The following is a 16,111-nucleotide window of genomic DNA, read 5'->3' as shown; positions in this document are numbered from 1 at the left end:
GTCGGTGCGAGGATGCCCGCATGAGCGCTTCCCAGCCGGCCGGCCCCGCAGCCTCCCAGGGCATGACGACGTCCGTCCACATCCGCCAGGCCGTTGCCACCCTTCCGGCATACGTTCCGGGAGCTCGCCCCGGAAGCCAGCAGGTTGCCAAGCTCTCCTCCAACGAGCTGCCCTACCCCGTCCAGGAGCCGGTGCTGAAGGCGCTGACCGCGGCCGCGAGCACGGTCAACCGCTACCCCGAGATGACGGGGGAGGCCCTGGTGGAGGCGCTGGCCGGTCGGTACGCAGTTGATCCGGCTCAGGTGGTCGTTGGCAACGGCTCGGTGGCGCTCATCCAGCACCTGCTGGACACCGTGTGTGACGAGGGGGACGACGTCGTCCTGCCGTGGCGCTCTTTCGAGGCCTACCCCATCTGTATCGCCGTCGCCGGTGCGAGGGCGGTCAAGGTCGCGCTCACGCCTGACGGGCGCCATGACGTGCCCGCAATGATCGCGGCGCTGACTAAGCGCACCCGGGTGGTGATGGCCTGTACCCCGAACAACCCCACAGGTTCCGCGCTCACGCGTCGCGAGCTGTGCGCCCTGCTTGACGGCGTGCCTGCCAGCGTCCTGGTGCTGGTGGACGAGGCCTATCTCGACTTCGTCACCGACCCGGCGGTGGGCGACGCGATGGAGCTGCTGGAGGCTTACCCGAACCTGGTGGTCTCCAGGACCTTCTCCAAGGCGCACGCACTGGCTGGCATGCGCGTGGGATACCTCGTGGCGCAGCCGGACATCGCGAGCGCGGTGCGCAGCGTGGCCACGCCTTTCGGCGTCAACCTGCCTGCGCAGGCTGCGGCGATCGCCGCCCTGGAGCCGAAGGCGCTGGCCGAGACTGCCCGGCGAGCAGGCCTGGTGGCCGCTGAGCGTGACCGTGTGGTAGCGGCGCTGCGCGAGGATGGATGGGTTGTGCCCCAGGCGCAGGGCAACTTCTTCTGGCTCGGGGTTGCCGAGGCGACGGCGCAGCTCGCCGAGCACTTCAAGGCCGCGGGGATCCTGGTGCGGCCCTTTGCTGGTGAGGGCGTGCGCGTGAGCATCGGCTTGCCTGAGGACAACGACCGGGTTCTGGCAGCCGCCAGGAGCTGGGACGGCCCGCGGGGCTAACGGGCGGTGCTACAGAACCCTCACGCTCGCTCAGGGAGAGCTGAGGGTCCTTAGCTCGCGATCGTGATGAGGAAGGCGAGGCAGAAGGCCAGTTCGACGACTCCCATCGTGCCTGGCCGCAGGCCCTTGTGCGTGCGCCGCACGAGGCTCCACTGCCAGCGGACCATGGCGAAGGACCGCACCGCAAGCAGCACCCACAGCGCCGCGTGGGCCCACGGCAGGTATCCGGTGCCCGCTCCTACGAGCGTGAGCAGCGCGACTGCGGCGTGCCAGGCCACTGTGCCAGCCAGCAGCCGGTTGTTGAATCGCTCGCGGATCATGGCCTTGATATACGGAACCGTGCCGCAGAAGTAGGCGGCCGTCAGTGCCGTGACGACCCACATCCATGACCACCCCACGAGTTCGCCGTTGGGGCTGGACCCAGGCAGTGGCGAGCTGGTGGCGCCGGTGCCCAGGAAACCGCCTGCGCCACCCACTGCCAGCGAGTAGGTGACGGCGGCCATGATGCTGGCGGCCGCCGTCGTCGACAGTCCTGACAGCAGCGAGCGCTCGCGCCCGGACCACACCTCCCACAACGCGATGGCGAACAGCGGCGCCAGGGGGACCGCGAACTGCAGCAGGTAGGGAGCCGCGGCCAGGGTGATGAGCCCGAGCATGGCAGTGGCGGCCGTGTAGGCGAGAAGCGGGACGAGGATGAGAGCGCGACGGCGCGGCGAGCGGGTCCGCAGCCACTGCGACCACGCCCAGTAGGTCAGGTACGCGCTCCACCAGGCAGGCAGGAGCAGAAGGTTCTTCCAGCTCACGCCGCCGACCACCCAGCCGACCAGCGGCGGTAGGACCAGCATCGACCAGGCGCCGTGCTGGTTGGGGATCCAGGCCTTGCGGCCGGGCTGGCGACGGATCTGCTCCTGGCGTTCCTTGGCGGCCTCGACCCGCTCGCGCACGGGGGTGGGCTCACCGGCTCCGCGCGGGCGGCCCGTGGCCAGCATGATGTCGTCCTCCGGCCCGGGACGGGACTGGTGGGAGGGAATGGGGGAGGGACGGCGTCCGTCCTCGGCCTGCTCAGCGGGCTGCTCGTCAGCCACGATCTCCTCGGGCTCCGGGCTGGCGGCGCCGTCGTACTCATGGGGCCGGGAAGGACGCTGCTGAGTCATGGAATTACCCTAACTGGGCCTGGGCCAGGCATCGGTGAGCGTGGGCCGAGACAGCGAGGTGGGGAGCCATGCCACGCACGGCTCCCCACCTCGTCATGCTGCTGAGGTTCAGGACGTGTCCCTCAGGTGGTCTGACCAGTGGTCAGAGGTGCGTCACTTCCAGGTGATCGAGCTCAGGAGCGTCTGGAAGTCCGCCTCGCTCACCTCGGCCGCGCCGGAGAGGTTGAGGACGGTCTAACCGATGAAGACCAGCGTGCCGTTGTGGCTGACGTAGGCGCCACGGGTGGCCGCGGACATCCCGGTGCTCTCGTCAGAGGAGGTGCTGGAGTAGCTCGCTCCGGTCTCGCCGTCCACCGTGACCGAGCCGGTCTCGGCGAAGGCGGTGGTGGCGCCGCTTTGCACCTGGGTCTGGCCGACCATGCCACCGGTGGCGAACAGGGCGGCCACGGCGGCCTCCACGTCCTCGCTGCTGGTCTGGGCCGAGATGACGATCGTGCGCATGCCGTCAGCGCTGACGAAGCCGATCGCGCCCTCGCCGCTCTGGGCGCCGACGTCGGTGAAGCCCTCGGGGGCCGTGACACTGGCGACGGTGGTCACGTGGACGGGCGTGCCCTCGGCCTGGTCGGTGTCCGTGGCCTCCTGCGTCTGCTCGGTGGTGGCAACGGCAGTGGCCTCGGCCGCCGTCGACTCAGCGGTTGTGGTCGAGTCGGAGCCGGAGCCGCAGGCAGTCAGGGAGGCGGCGAGGGCGATGGCAGCGAATGAGGCTGCGACAGTGCGCTTCATGGGATCTCCAGGTGTGAGAGAACAGGGAAATATGATCTCTGACGCCCTAGATGGGGGGGGGGAATGTCAACTGCGTCGTTTCAGGCCCTGAACAGTCGATTGCGCTGCTGTGCGCATGGGAATCGACTGTTCAGGGCCTGAAACGACGCAAGTGAGGGAAGGGCCTACGCCGGCTCAGCCGGCCAGCGCCGCAGCCACGACCTTCTTGGCCTTCTCCTGGACCTGAGCCAGGTGCTCGGCCCCCTTGAAGGACTCGGCGTAGATCTTGTAGACGTCCTCAGTGCCAGAGGGACGCGCCGCGAACCAGGCGTTCTCGGTGGTCACCTTGAGACCGCCGATCGGAGCGTCATTGCCAGGCGCCCGTACCAGCCGGTCCACGATGGGCTCGCCGGCCAGCTCGGTGGCCGTAACGTCCTCGGGGGACAGGGCAGCGAGCTTAGCCTTCTCAGCCTTGGTGGCTGCGGCGTCGATACGTGCGTAGGCCGAGGCGCCGAAGCGCTCCACCTGCTCCTCGTGCAGCTGCGAGGGGGTCTTGCCTGTGACGGCAATGATCTCGCTGGCCAGCAGCGCCAGGATGATGCCGTCCTTGTCCGTGGACCACACCGTGCCGTTCTTGCGCAGGAAGGAGGCTCCCGCGCTCTCCTCGCCACCGAAGCCCACCGAGCCGTCGATGAGGCCGGGAACGAAGTGCTTGAAGCCCACCGGCACCTCGACCAGCGTGCGTCCCATCGCGGCCACGACGCGGTCAATGAGGCTGGAGGAGACCAGGGTCTTGCCCACGGCCGCCGTGGCAGGCCACTGGGGACGGTGAGTGAAGAGGTACTCGATCGCCACGGCCAGGTAGTGGTTGGGGTTCATCAGGCCGTCGGGGGTGACGATGCCGTGGCGGTCGGAGTCCGCGTCATTGCCGGTGGCGACGTCGTAAGGCGTCTTGCCGTCAGCGTCCGGCGTCATGACGGCGCGCAGGGAGGCCATGGCGTTGGGGGAGGAGCAGTCCATACGGATCTTGCCGTCCCAGTCCAGGGTCATGAAGCTCCAGGCAGGGTCCACGGTGGGGTTGACCACCGTGAGGTCCAGGCCGTAGCGCTCGGCGATCGCGCCCCAGTAGTCCACCGAGGCCCCGCCCAGCGGGTCGGCGCCGATACGCACGCCCGCCTCGCGGATCGCCTCAACGTCAATGACGTTCTCCAGGTCCGCGACGTAGGACTCCAGGTAGTCGTGCTTGATGACGTAGTTGGAGTCCAGTGCCTCGGCGATGGGCACGCGCTTGACGCGGTCCCATCCGTCAGCGAGCAGCTCATTGGCTCGGGCGGCGATCCAGCTGGTCGCGTCAGAGTCGGCCGGCCCGCCGTGCGGGGGGTTGTACTTGAAGCCGCCGTCGCGCGGGGGATTGTGGGACGGGGTGACGACGATGCCGTCGGCCAGGCCCGGGCCGCTGGTGCGCACGCCGGACTCGGTGCCGGCGCCGTTAGCCAGCAGGATCGAGTGCGAGACGGCTGGAGTGGGTGTGTAGGCGCCGCGGGCGTCGACGGCGGTGGTCACGCCCGCGCCGGTGAGCACCTCGATCGCGGTGCGCCAGGCCGGCTCAGACAGGGCGTGGGTGTCTCGGCCGATGTAGAGCACGCCGTCGGTGCCCTGGGTGCGGCGGTACTCCACGATGGCGGCCGTGGTGGCGATGATGTGGGCCTCGTTGAAAGCGGTGTCCAGGGAGGAGCCGCGGTGACCGGAGGTGCCGAAGACCACGCGCTGCTCAGGCACAGCAGGGTCCGGGACGAGGTCGTAGTAGGCGTTGACGACCTCATCGACGTCGATCAGGTCTTCGGGACGTGCAGGTTGTCCAGCTCGTGGGTGCATGCGTCGAGTGTGGCACGCCCGATCAGCGCTGTCCGCTCATTGTCCCGAAAGATGGACGACGGCGGCTCAGCCTAGGGAGGAAAACCGCCGGCTGGCCGGGTACTTCGGCCTGACAGCCACCCGCGGCGCTCAGCGGCTCCTTAGGGAGCGGCGGACACAAGGTCAGCGGCGAAGGCGAGGAAGGCTGCCAGACGGTTGGGCCGCTCGGCCAGCCACACCTCGGCCTGCGTGAGCCGGCCGTCGCCGGCTCGGGCTGAGCTACGGCGTCGAGCACCTCACGCTCCTGGGCGCCGGACAGGAACAGGGAGAGGTCCGCCGGTCTGCCGGGGTGGTGCTGGCGGCGGCGCGTCTGGCGAGGGTCTCAGGTGACGGGATGGCGGGGCGTCGCACGGCGGTCCTCCTGGGTCACGCGCCTATCGTGGTGCTGTCACAGTAGTGGGGCGGTGCGCTGGTGTCCGCCCGTCGGAAGGACTGCCCATGACCGCAACCGCCATCTCCACGCCCAAGGCTCCGGCCGCCGTCGGCCCGTATTCCCAGGCTGTCTCGACTGGTGAGGGCGCCGGCTCCACCGTCTACGTCTCCGGCCAGATCCCGCTCGACCCCGCTACCGGGACGCTGGTGGACGGGGACATCCAGGCTCAGGCCGAGCGCGTGCTCACCAGCGTCGGTGAGATCCTCGCGGCCGCGGGACTGGGCTACGAGCACGTCGTCAAGACCACCGTGCTGCTGGCTGACATCAATGACTTCGTCCCGGTCAACGAGGTCTACTCCCGCTTCTTCACCGGGCCGGTGCTGCCGGCGCGCGCGGCCTTCCAGGTGGCGGCCCTGCCCAAGGGCGCCGGGGTGGAGATCGAGGCCGTCGCCGTGCGTCCCTGACCGTCTGTTGGCCGGGACCGCCGCGTCGGCCGGGACAGGCCGGGCCAGACCGTTACCCTGACGCTATGTCGAAGAAGAAGCGCCAGGCGCGCAAGGCCGCCGACGCAACGCCCAAGAAGCAGAAGATCGCTTACGTCGCCCGTCCCTTCGAGGGGCTGCCCGGCGAAGAGGACCTCGTCGCCATGATGCAGATCCTCCCGGCGGCGACCGCCACCGTGAAGCTCAACGAGGCCCACGGCGGACGCACGGTCCAGCTGGTCACCCTCCTGCCCGAGCTCGCTCAGGCGCTCAAGCGTGCCGACGGCGAGGTCCTGGTGGCGCTGCAGACGACCCTTCACTCGGGTGACGCCAGCCGTGACGTGGCCGCTGCCCTCCTGGAGGCCCTGGACCTGGAGGAGGGGCACGGGTTGGCCGTCAACGGGTTGCCTGAGCCGGGTGAGCGCCTGCAGGACATCGTGGACCTGAACTTCGCCCCGCAGGTCAGCGTGCGCGAGACCTTCGACTTCTGGCTCGACGCCGAGGCCGCCAAGGACCCGCAGGCCCAGCGCCAGCTGGAGGAGGCCAAGGGCGAGATCGCCCAGGCCAAGGCGGTGCCGGGCGTGGAGCACGCCTACTGGTTCCGCATGGGTGGCAAGGAGTTCGTGCGCTGGGTGCGTGGGGAGGACGAGGACGAGTTCTTCAACGCCTTCGCCCGCGTGCACGCCGCGCGCGAGTCCGACCTGGAGGAAGGGGCCCGCTTCATCGGCGCCTTCCGTGCCTGTGGCCTGGCCATCCCCGTGTGGGAGCTGGTTCCGGGGACCGAGGCTGAGGAGCTCACCGCCCCGATGCAGGAGATGGCCGCGCGGCTGGAGGCGGCGCTGGCTGCCCAGGGGCCGCTGGACGCGGCGGCTCGCCGGGCCAAGGCCGGCATCATCTCGCGCCAGGTCAACCTCTGAGCCGAGGCGCCGGACCTCGTGAGCGACGCCGTCGCGTGTGCTGATCGTGCGCACGCGACGGCGTCGTTGCCTGCGGGTACGGTGGAGCCATGAAGGCACAGCGCATCACGGACTCGGTCTCCTACCACGGCGAGGGACCGGTGTGGTGGCCGGCGACGGGCCGGCTGCGCTTTGTCGACATGCTGGCCGGCAGCGTCATCGAGCTGGACGAGGCCGCCGAGGGCGGTTACCGCCGTCTGGACGTGCCCTCGAAGGTCGCCAGCGTCATCCGCCCGCGTGTGGACGGGGGCGCGGTTGTGGCCACGGAGCGGGGGATCGCCGTCGGGCGCGCCGAGGACCTGAGCGACCTGACGCAGGCCGTTGAGCTGTACTCCGACCCGACGATCCGCACGAATGAGGGCGGATGCGACCCTGACGGGCGCTTCTGGATCGGGACCATGTCCTACGAGCGCGTGGAGGGGGCTGCCGCGGTCTATCGCTGGGACGGCGCCGGCGAGCCGGTGCCTGCCTGGGGCGGAGCCACGATCGCCAACGGCCTGGGCTTCAGCCCGGACGGTTCGCGCGGTTACTGGATCGACACCCCCACCGGGCGGGTGACCGTCTTTGACTACGACGCCGAGGCCGGGCTGGTCGAGCCTCGCACCTTCGTGGAGATCCCGGCTGAGCAGGGGCACCCGGACGGGCTGACCGTGGACGCTGAGGGTGGGGTGTGGGTCGCCATGCACCGGGGCAGCGCTGTGTGGCGCTTTGACGAGGACGGTCGACTCAGTGAGGTGATCGAGGTGCCGGTGTCGAAGGTGACGGCCTGTACCTTCGGTGGTCCCGACCTGGGCACGCTGTACATCACGACCTCGCGCGAGAACCTGCCTGACGACGTCGAGCCGGCCTCCGGCAGCGTCTACGCCGTGGAGCCTGGAGTACAGGGTCTGGAGCCGCTGGCCTTCAAGGGGTGAGCTCACGGCTTGTGATGAGTCTGACGACGTGACTTGGCCCGTGGGCCGGGTTGTCTCTCCCGGACCCACGGGCCCAAGCCTCGTGAGGGCTCCGCACCCGGCATCCCAACTCCGGGGGAGCGTCCTCCTTCGCCGGAGCGACTGCCTTGGGCTCCCTAAGACCTGTGGCTGTCTCGGAGGCGGATCGGTCGTCAGGCTCCCCAACCCTCGCGACCCGTTCCGTCCGGCGGTGACTCGTATATAACCCGGTCATCCTGAAGGAACACGGGGTGGTTGCCTGGAAAGTCTCTAGGAACCGCGAAGCGGCCGGGGCTGACGGCGGTACACGCCTTTTGTGAGGGGTGTTGTCGGCTTCCTTTCCCCGTCGCTTTAGGTCTTTAACAGTCGGCTCCCACGCTTGCCACAACCGAATCGACTGTTCGCGGCCTAAAGCGACAGTCTGGATCCACCCTCGCCCCATCGCCTTAGGCCCTCAACAGTCGGATCCCATGCCCGCCGCAACCGAACCGACTGTTACCGGCCTAAAGCGACGGGGCGTGCGGGGTGAGTGAAGGCTGTACGGGGGCATGCGGGACGCGGGGGCCTACGGGATCCGGGGCATGACGAAGCCCCCGGTTCCCGGGTTGTCTCTCCCGGGCCCGAGGGCCTTCGTCAACGAGTGGCCCGACCTGTCGGCGGGCTTCCCAAACCCCGCCCGGGAACCACTCCCTCGCCGGAGCGACGGCTTCGGGCTCCCTAAGACCCGTGGCTGTCTCGGAGGCGGGTCGGTCATCAGGCTCCCCAACCCTCGCGACCCGTTCCGTCCGGCGGCAGTGACCATGTAACCCGCCCACCCTGAAGGAACACCCCTCCAAAGCCTGGGAAATGCCTCCATGTTCCTGCTGACGTGTCCGTCGGTGGGTGGCTCCTGGTGGCATCCGGGGTTTGTGTCGGTGCTCTTTGGCAAGATCTCCTCATGGACGAGACCACATCTGTCGGCCCCACCGCAGCGACCGGCGCCGCACACGAGATCCACAACCCCTACGTCTTTAATGAGACCGAGACTCGGCGAAGGCTGGACACCGGCGAGCTCTACACGGACTTCGGCCCCGGCCGGGAGGCCCTGGAGGAGGAACGTAATCGGGGCAAGGAGCTGGTCGAGCGTTACAACGCCACCTCGATCCGCGACCCTGAAGGGCGCGCGGCTCTTGCCCGTGAGCTCTTCGCCTCCTTCGGGGACGGAGCCTGGCTGGAGACGCCGATCTATTGCGCGTACGGCTCCCACACCACCATCGGGGAGGGGTGCTGGTTCAATACCGGCACCACGCTGATCGACGACGCCGCTATCCATATTGGCAAACGTGTCCTCTTCGGTCCCCATGTCACGGTAGCCACGGCCGGTCACCCGATTGACCCTGAGCTTCGCAGCACGGGCGCGCAGTTCTCTGCCGTCGTCACCATCGAGGACGATGTATGGGTGGGCGCGAACACCACCATCCTGCCCGGTGTGCACATCGGCTACGGGTCGGTCATCGCGGCTGGCGCGGTGGTCAGCTCGAACGTGCCGCCAATGACGGTGGTTGGCGGTCTACCAGCCCGCGTCATCCGCACCATCACCCCGGGGGAGGAGACTGCCTACAAGCCGCCGCGCAGCCTGTGAGACATGGTGTCTCGGGTGGCGGTAGGGATACCTCTCAGGGACGGGAAGGTGGAACCCGGCGTCATTGACGGGCTCCTTTCCACAACCCTCTCTGATCGCTGAGGCGATGTCAGGTGAATGAGCGTTCACAGAGGACTGTCATCTTTTTCTGTCGTTTCTTGCATTGGTCAGACGGGACAGAAGTCCTCTGACGCTCGATAGGCAGACGCGCCCTCGCCCCTCGCGGTGTCCTCGAGTGACCTGGGCGGCACCGCTATTGACCATCCCGCAGAAGTCCTCGCTTACGAGGCTGTGGATGTTCCGGCTACGGTCACGTCCAGCGATCACACACCGACGTATGACGCGCGGTGGGTGTGACGCTCTCGCGCGGGCAAGCGCTGGTCGGTGTGTCACTGAAAGGTTCCCCGCGTGTCCCACGCCTCCTCCCGCCCAGCCAGCGACGTGCCTGGAGCGCAGGATGTCTTCGTCCTGCCTGACCCCCGCGACGCTGAGACAGTCAGCCCGGCCCTGGCCGGCTCCATCTTTGCCACGGCTGTCCTGGCCTTCCTCGGCCTGTTCCTAGAGACCGTCGTCTCCGTCCTCTTCCCGGCCCTCATGGAGGCCTTCGGGGTGGGGACCTCGCAGGTGCAGTGGCTCACCAGTGGCTACCTCCTGGTGGTCGCGATCATCATGCCGCTGTCGAGCTACCTCCAGCGCCGTTTCACGGCCAGGTCCCTGTTCTTCGCGGCCGTCGCCGCCGTGGCGGCCGGCTCCGTCATCGCCCTGGCCGCCCCCACTTTCCCGGTGCTGCTGGCAGGGCGTCTTCTTCAGGGCGTGGGCACCGGCATCATCACGCCGCTCATGTTCACGATCATCCTCACCCAGGCACCTCGCACCAAGTTTGGGGCGCTCATGGGAGTCGGAGGCCTGACTCTGGGCGTGGCCCCGGCCGTCGGTCCGATCGTGGGCGGCGTCATCGGAGAGGTGGCGAGCTGGCGAGTGGTTTTCGCCATCACCCTGCCTCTCATCCTGGCCTCCTTCGTGGTCGGAGCCCGCTCGATCCAGCAGGCTCGCCCCACGGAGAAGATCGCCCTGTCCTGGGGGCAGGTTGTCCTGCTTACCCTTGCCTTCGTGGGTCTCATCCTCGGTCTTGAGCGGGGCGGTGCGCTGCTGGCTGCCGGGGCCGACGTCGAGCTGGGCGTCAACGCCTCGGTCACCCGCTTGCTGGAGACGGAGACGAGCCAGGACACCGCGCGCGAGCGCACCCGGGTCTAGGTGCGCGAGGCTGAGGCCGTCGCAGTGGAGGCCGGGGCGCCGGGCAGCGTCCTGGACTAGCTGGCTCTCACGCCGGGGCTCACGCCGAGCAGACGTCGTCCCTCTCACCGTGCTGTGATCGCGCCGTGAGGGGGACGATGTCGTTACTCTTGTGCCGTGACTATGTCGATGCCTCAGCAGGCGCATCCAGACCAGCGTGCCGAGCAGAGGGTCGCCGTCGTCATCCCCGCGAAGGACGAGGCCGAGCGCATCGCGGCGACCGTGCGAGCCTGCCGGGCGATTCCGCGCGTTGACCTCGTGGTGGTCGTGGATGACGGTTCCACGGACGGAACCCAGGACCACGCCCGAGCCGCCGGTGCGGTCACGGTGCGTCACTCAGTCACGCGTGGCAAGGCCTCGGCGATGGAGACCGGCGCCTCGATCGTGGGGATGCGTGACTACGTCGATGGCCCCTCACGCCTTCTGCTCTTCATCGACGCCGACCTGGGTGACTCTGCCGCCTGCTGCGCAGACCTTGTTGCCCCCGTGATCGATGGCATCGCCGACATGTCGATCGCTGTCCCGCCCAAGCAGGCTGGTGCCGGCGGCCGCGGTCGCGTGGTCCGCGCCGCCCGTACGGCGATCGCTGCCGCAACCGGTTGGGCCCCGGTGGCTCCGCTGTCCGGTCAACGGTGCCTGAGCCGCGAGGCCTATGAGGCAGCCGCCCCGCTGGCTGAGGGCTGGGGTGTCGAGGTGGGTCTGAGCATCGACGTCCTGGTGGCCGGGCTGACCGTCATCGAGGTCCCCTGCGACATCACCCACCGCGTCACCGGCAATGACCGCGCCGGCATGCTGCACCGTGCCGCCCAGTACAAGGATGTCCTGCGAGCGATCGCGGCGCGCAAGGTGCGCCGCCGCCGGATCCCCGTCAAGGCCCTGGACGAGGAGCTCATCGGCTCCCAGTCCCCCTTCCACGCCTACCGGGCCTGGCCCGGGCCCAAGGCCCAGGGCAGTGACCTGCAGGCCGGGGAGCCCGACGGCGTCGCCCCGGCGCGTCCCGAGGCCTAACGCACCCGGGCCTGGAGCTGAGTGGCCACGAGCGCCACGAGAAGCGGCGCCGCGCAGGCCAGGGACAGGCACGCCATGGACAAGCCGGAGTCGTTGACAACCACCTCGACGACTACCAGTGTGCCCAGGCCCTTGAGCGCGGGAGTCAGCCACTGTGGAAGCCCGCCGGCAGCCGTGGTTCCGGCCCCCTCGTGCTGGCCGGCGCCGTCCTCGGTGGGCCTCTGGTCGGCTTCCTGCTCCTCAGGTCGCACCAGGCTCGCGTAGGCGCTGGTGCCGAGCCTCCACGCCGTGACCTCGCGCCTCAGCCACCACCCCGCGCCGACCAGGGCGATCACCCCGACCACCAGCGCCAGGAGAGCGAGCCGACTGGTGAAGAAGGGCACCACCAGAGCCGTGAGCTTGCGCAGGATGGTGGTCGAGGCGGTGCCGTCCTGGAGCTGGCCGATGAACTGGCCCATATGCGTGTGCGAGCCCAGGGAGCGGTCGATCAGCCCGAACAGCCCGGCGGCGGTCAGAGCCCCGGTGGCGATCGTCATCCACCGCTTCCAGCCGATGCGGCCTCCCACGAGTCCGGCCGTCAGTGCGGCCAGCGCCGCCGCCATCGCGATGGCACCGCCTACGTCAGCGCCGGCCTGAGGCAGTCCGTCAAGCGCCAGGGCGATCAGGCCGGGCACGCCGACCCCGAGGTAGGCCGCGGTACGTCGCAGCCGGTGGGTGGGCTGAGCCTCGACGAAGGGGCTGACCCCCGCTGCCACAGCGATGACGAGGGCGGCCGCGGCCAAGGCGAAGGCCGTGTTTGACATCCCGTAAAAGCGCCCGGCGACGACGGCATCCATCCCCAGCATCCCGTTGAAGCCCAGGCGCGCGCCCGCCGCGGAGTCGGAGAGGATGAGCGCGGCCACGCAGGCCGTCAGGACGTAGGCGGTGAAGAACAGCGGGGTGGGCACGCGGCTAGAGGGAGGCAGGCGTAGGCCGTGGACCCCCAGGGGACCGGGGCCGTGCCCTGGCTCTCGCGGCGTGCGCGGGGCGCGTGGGGGACGCGGACGAGCCGTCAGGAGCCTGTCCCGTACGGAGATGACGACGCTGCCTAGCCCGTGCAGGACGCCGACGCCGACCATCGCCGTGAGGACCATCGTCAGTATGGCCGTCGGCACCACGACCCAGCTGGGCTGGTCGCCGTCGGCGCCGACTCGCCACCAGGGGACCGCCATGCCCATCCAGGCTCCCATCGGCAGGGCGCCGACCACGGTGGCTGCCACCCCGACCCCGTGCAGGTGCTTGCGGCCAGCGGGCCCTCGCAGCGTGCAGGCGGCGACGAGGACGAGGGCGGCCGCGGCGCCGATGATCGTTAGCCCAGCGGGTAGCGTCGTCATCTGCGAGGCCTTGGCGCGCAGGGCGTCGTCGGTGAGCTGGCTGACGGTCTGTGGCACGTCGGCGCCCTCCGAGCGCGTCAGCGCCCCAAGATCCGTGGCGCCGGCCGGCAGGCTCAGCGCCTGGCCACTCATGGAGGTGGGGACGGCCACGCCCAGGGCTGACAGGAACGTGGGGGCGAGGTCGGTGAGCTGGACGAGCCCGGCCTGGTGGGTGGAGGGGCTGGTCAGGACGCCGTCCTCGCGGTCCAGGCCGGTCGAGCCGGAGGACAGCACGAGTGCCTGAGGCCCAGATCCGGGCCCCGTCAGGGAGACGACGACGACGCGAGCCTGAGCCCCTGAGGCGGCCAGGGACTCCAGGTCCTCCGCCAGGGTCTGCCTGGCAGCCTCGGCGCCGTGGCGGGTGGCGTCCACGATGGTGAGTTCGGCCAGCTCACCGAGCTCGGTGAGGGAGCCGGCCGAGTGCGGGGACTGGCCGGAGGAGGTCGTCAGGGCGAGCTCGGCGCCGGGCCCGACGGCGGCCGTGGTGAGTCCGGCTGAGGACAGGGCGTCTGCCAGGGCCCCGGGCTCAGCGGCGTATCCGGCCTCGCCGGAGGCGTGTGCCGCCTGGTCCCAGCCGGAGGGCCATGAGCACGGTGAGCCGGGCTCGGTGGCGCGCGTGCGAGCACCCGCCCCGAGCGACAGCCAGGCGTCCGCCTCGCAGGTGCCTGCCGTGCGGGGCACGAGATTCGCCGGGGAACCTGAGGCGGCCAGGCTCAGCAGGTCCTGGGAGGCCTTGTCCTCGCCCTGGGAGACGGAGGCCCAGCTCAGGGCGGTGGTGGCCAGGACCACCACGGGGGTGCGTCGGCGTTCCTGGCCGAAGGCGGACCCCGCCATCGCCACCACCATGCCGATGACGGTCAGGAGCACGATCGCGTAGACCACGCTGCGGGCAAAGCGTTGTCGTGGTGACTGATGCGGACTCACGCCAGACAGCATAGGGGCGCCCCACCTCCAGGCCCGGAGCACGGCCGGGTCCGTCTCCGCGTGCGCTCACCAGGAACGTCGCTTCAGGCCGCTAACAGTCGGTTCGGTTGTGGCAATAGTGGAGATCGACTGTTAAGCACCTCAAGCGAGGGATGTGCGGAACCAGCCAGGTGGGTCAAGGACGCTTGTGGACGACGGCGCCGCCCCAGTGCTGGGGGAAGGAACCTGCTGCTGGGCTGCTCACCCTGCAAACCTGTCACGGCCTGGGGCCTCATGCTCGATACCCTTCACGCTATGACGACCTCGACGACCGCTGCGACCTGGTCCTTCCTGGGCCCCACCGGCACCTTCTGCGAGATGGCCCTGAGGCAGGTGGCTCCGCAGCAGATCACTCTGGACCCGTGCCAGGACGTGCCCACCGCGCTGGACCACGTGCGCGACCGCACGGTGGACGCGGCTGTGGTGCCCATTGAGAACAGCGTCGAGGGCGGGGTTAACGCGACGTTGGACAACCTCGTGGCGGGGTCCCCCTTGGTCATCGCGGCTGAGGTCGCTGTGCCTATCACCTTTGTCCTGGCAGGTCTGGAGGGGACGCGGCTGGAGGAGGTGCGTGGCATCTCCACCCATCCCCACGCCTGGGCGCAGTGCCGCGGCTGGGTGCACACCCACCTGCCGCAGGCCGTGTACGTGGCCGGGACCTCGACCTCGGCCCCGGCCAAGGCTCTGGCGGCAGCCGGGCCGCAGGGGCTGGGGAACCTGGACTACCAGGCTGTGCTGTGCAACCCGCTCGCCGCCGAGCAGTACGGGCTGACGGTGCTGGCCGGAGGGGTGGCGGACAACCCGGGCGCGGTCACCCGCTTCGTCAAGGTCACCCGTCCCGGGCGGGTGAGCGAGCCGACCGGTGCGGACAAGACGACGCTCCAGGTCCAGCTGCCCCACAACCGCTCCGGCGCGCTGCTGGACATGCTGGAGCAGTTCTCAGCGCGTGGGATCAACCTCTCGCGCATCGAGTCTCGTCCGGTGGGTGACTCGCTCGGACGCTACCGCTTCTCCATCGACGTGGAGGGGCACATTCGTGAAGAGCGCGTCCAGGCCGCCCTCATCGGCCTGCACCGCACCTGCCCGCAGGTGCGCTTCCTGGGCTCCTACCCCCGCCTGGACGCCCGTCCCATCGTGGTTCCGGCGGGCACGAGTGACAAGGACTTCGTGGTGGCGCGCGCCTGGGTGGCGGACGTGCTGGAGGGACGCACCGTCTGAGCGGCTAGCGGCGGACGAGGACGGCTCCGGGCTCCAGGCGCACGCGGACCCAGCGCGTGGGAGGCAGGAGCTCGCCGTCGACCTCCACCATCGCCGGGCGAGCCAGTCGGACGACGACGTCGCGGCCCCGGCGCAGGACCACGCGCCCGAGTGCACGGCGAGGATCGGAGTAGCGGGCGGCGAAGGGGGGCAGCACCTGGCGGGCGAGCGAGGTCCAGCCGGCCAGCCCGCCGACGGTGTCGATAGCGGCGACGTCGAGGAGGCCGTCGTCCATCGTGGCCTGCGGCAGCAGGGTGATCCCCGCGGGAAGGCGACCGCCATTGCTGATGAGCAGGCAGCGTGCGGTCAGGCGCTCCAGGTGGCGCTCGCGGCTCACGCCGTGGTGACGCCGGACCTGAGAGGGGCGGCGGCCACCGCGAGGCCCGGCAGGACAGTCCTCCTGACCGCTGCGCTCGTCTAGGCTGAGCAGCATGTCAAGGCGCGGGGACCAGAGGTTCTCGAAGGCGGCCAGGGCATAGGCGCCCCACTTGATGCGGGCCTTGAGCCCGGGCCGGGTCGAGGCGACGAGTCCTGCGTCAAAACCGATACCGGTGACCACGAGGCAGGCGTGCTCCGAGCCGAGGGTGGGGCGAGCCCAGCTCTGTGTGGGGGCGGGGCGGTCCTTGCTGGAGACGGGGTCGTCGGGGTCGATGGAGACCCAGGCGAGGTCCACGGGGTGGGCAGTTCCCGTCACTGCGGTGGTGATGAGCGCCTCCGGATCGCCCACGGGCAGGCCCAGGTTGCGGGCGGCGAGGTTGGCGGTGCCCAGCGGCAGGATCCCAAGCTCGGTGGAGGTACCGGCCAGCCCGGCGGCCACGGCGCGCACGGTGCCGTCCCCGCCG

Annotated in this window: 13 protein-coding genes; 8 read left to right on the top strand and 5 right to left on the bottom strand. The window is 69.8% G+C overall.

The annotated features are described in order from the left end of the window. The first annotated feature begins 20 nt into the window (after positions 1 to 20). A complete protein-coding gene (gene hisC, locus HMPREF0058_RS00880; RefSeq protein ID WP_006547756.1) occupies positions 21 to 1,142 on the top strand; it encodes a histidinol-phosphate transaminase in 1,122 nt (373 codons plus the stop codon). Between the two features lie 50 nt (positions 1,143 to 1,192). Here the strand turns inward: hisC and HMPREF0058_RS00875 are convergent, their stop codons facing one another. From HMPREF0058_RS00875 to pgm, 3 genes are all read right to left on the bottom strand, one after another. Then, positions 1,193 to 2,296, bottom strand: coding sequence for a YwiC-like family protein (locus tag HMPREF0058_RS00875; RefSeq protein ID WP_006547755.1), 1,104 nt, complete (start codon positions 2,294 to 2,296; stop codon positions 1,193 to 1,195). A 234-nt stretch (positions 2,297 to 2,530) separates the two neighbouring features. Next, entirely contained in the window at positions 2,531 to 3,079 is a 549-nt protein-coding gene (locus HMPREF0058_RS00870; protein WP_040319463.1) for a hypothetical protein, read from the bottom strand. Between the two features lie 174 nt (positions 3,080 to 3,253). Then, entirely contained in the window at positions 3,254 to 4,933 is a 1,680-nt protein-coding gene (gene pgm, locus HMPREF0058_RS00865) for a phosphoglucomutase (alpha-D-glucose-1,6-bisphosphate-dependent) (protein WP_006547753.1), read from the bottom strand. Positions 4,934 to 5,410: 477 nt separating this feature from the next. On the opposite strand from pgm, the gene HMPREF0058_RS00860 reads away from it, so the two are divergent. The 6 genes from HMPREF0058_RS00860 to HMPREF0058_RS00835 all read left to right on the top strand — a co-directional run bounded on the left by HMPREF0058_RS00860 (position 5,411) and on the right by HMPREF0058_RS00835 (position 11,637). After that, on the top strand, positions 5,411 to 5,809 hold the full coding sequence (locus tag HMPREF0058_RS00860) for a RidA family protein (protein WP_006547752.1): 399 nt from the start codon (positions 5,411 to 5,413) through the stop codon (positions 5,807 to 5,809). 65 nt (positions 5,810 to 5,874) lie between these two features. Further along, the gene (locus tag HMPREF0058_RS00855) at positions 5,875 to 6,744 is read left to right on the top strand and encodes a DUF5926 family protein (RefSeq protein WP_006547751.1); all 870 of its coding nucleotides are present in this window, start codon (positions 5,875 to 5,877) and stop codon (positions 6,742 to 6,744) included. 89 nt (positions 6,745 to 6,833) lie between these two features. Continuing rightward, positions 6,834 to 7,697, top strand: coding sequence for an SMP-30/gluconolactonase/LRE family protein (locus HMPREF0058_RS00850; RefSeq protein ID WP_006547750.1), 864 nt, complete (start codon positions 6,834 to 6,836; stop codon positions 7,695 to 7,697). A 955-nt stretch (positions 7,698 to 8,652) separates the two neighbouring features. Further along, positions 8,653 to 9,336 (top strand): sugar O-acetyltransferase, encoded by a 684-nt coding sequence (locus HMPREF0058_RS00845; protein ID WP_006547749.1) that lies wholly within the window; start codon positions 8,653 to 8,655, stop codon positions 9,334 to 9,336. A 408-nt stretch (positions 9,337 to 9,744) separates the two neighbouring features. After that, positions 9,745 to 10,590: an MFS transporter gene (locus tag HMPREF0058_RS00840; protein ID WP_006547748.1), complete on the top strand. Its 846-nt coding sequence runs from the start codon at positions 9,745 to 9,747 to the stop codon at positions 10,588 to 10,590. 162 nt (positions 10,591 to 10,752) lie between these two features. Then, a complete protein-coding gene (locus HMPREF0058_RS00835) occupies positions 10,753 to 11,637 on the top strand; it encodes a glycosyltransferase family 2 protein (RefSeq protein ID WP_006547747.1) in 885 nt (294 codons plus the stop codon). Here the strand turns inward: HMPREF0058_RS00835 and HMPREF0058_RS00830 are convergent. Continuing rightward, the gene (locus tag HMPREF0058_RS00830; protein ID WP_141560440.1) at positions 11,634 to 13,973 is read right to left on the bottom strand and encodes a hypothetical protein; all 2,340 of its coding nucleotides are present in this window, start codon (positions 13,971 to 13,973) and stop codon (positions 11,634 to 11,636) included. The two genes, HMPREF0058_RS00835 and HMPREF0058_RS00830, sit on opposite strands and share 4 nt — an antisense overlap. 294 nt (positions 13,974 to 14,267) lie before the next feature. Between HMPREF0058_RS00830 and pheA the strand changes: the two genes are divergently transcribed. Then, positions 14,268 to 15,230 (top strand): prephenate dehydratase, encoded by a 963-nt coding sequence (gene pheA / locus HMPREF0058_RS00825; RefSeq protein ID WP_034235274.1) that lies wholly within the window; start codon positions 14,268 to 14,270, stop codon positions 15,228 to 15,230. A gap of 4 nt (positions 15,231 to 15,234) precedes the next feature. On the opposite strand, the gene HMPREF0058_RS00820 is transcribed toward pheA, so the two are convergent. Beyond that, positions 15,235 to 16,111 (bottom strand): diacylglycerol/lipid kinase family protein (locus HMPREF0058_RS00820; protein WP_006547744.1); only part of this gene is annotated, 877 nt, incomplete at its 5' end.

This window comes from Actinomyces urogenitalis DSM 15434 (assembly GCF_000159035.1).
GTDB classification, from domain to species: domain Bacteria; phylum Actinomycetota; class Actinomycetes; order Actinomycetales; family Actinomycetaceae; genus Actinomyces; species Actinomyces urogenitalis.
Note: the sequence above shows the minus strand (reverse complement) of the source record. Positions and strands in the feature narration are given on the sequence as shown.

Excerpts from the sequence above, each read along its gene's own strand:
- hisC (WP_006547756.1), top strand. The coding sequence starts at position 21 with ATGAGCGCTTCCCAGCCGGCCGGCCCCGCAGCCTCCCAGGGCATGACG.
- HMPREF0058_RS00875 (WP_006547755.1), bottom strand. The coding sequence starts at position 2,296 with ATGACTCAGCAGCGTCCTTCCCGGCCCCATGAGTACGACGGCGCCGCC.
- HMPREF0058_RS00870 (WP_040319463.1), bottom strand. The coding sequence starts at position 3,079 with ATGAAGCGCACTGTCGCAGCCTCATTCGCTGCCATCGCCCTCGCCGCC.
- pgm (WP_006547753.1), bottom strand. The coding sequence starts at position 4,933 with ATGCACCCACGAGCTGGACAACCTGCACGTCCCGAAGACCTGATCGAC.
- HMPREF0058_RS00860 (WP_006547752.1), top strand. The coding sequence starts at position 5,411 with ATGACCGCAACCGCCATCTCCACGCCCAAGGCTCCGGCCGCCGTCGGC.
- HMPREF0058_RS00855 (WP_006547751.1), top strand. The coding sequence starts at position 5,875 with ATGTCGAAGAAGAAGCGCCAGGCGCGCAAGGCCGCCGACGCAACGCCC.
- HMPREF0058_RS00850 (WP_006547750.1), top strand. The coding sequence starts at position 6,834 with ATGAAGGCACAGCGCATCACGGACTCGGTCTCCTACCACGGCGAGGGA.
- HMPREF0058_RS00845 (WP_006547749.1), top strand. The coding sequence starts at position 8,653 with ATGGACGAGACCACATCTGTCGGCCCCACCGCAGCGACCGGCGCCGCA.
- HMPREF0058_RS00835 (WP_006547747.1), top strand. The coding sequence starts at position 10,753 with ATGTCGATGCCTCAGCAGGCGCATCCAGACCAGCGTGCCGAGCAGAGG.
- pheA (WP_034235274.1), top strand. The coding sequence starts at position 14,268 with ATGACGACCTCGACGACCGCTGCGACCTGGTCCTTCCTGGGCCCCACC.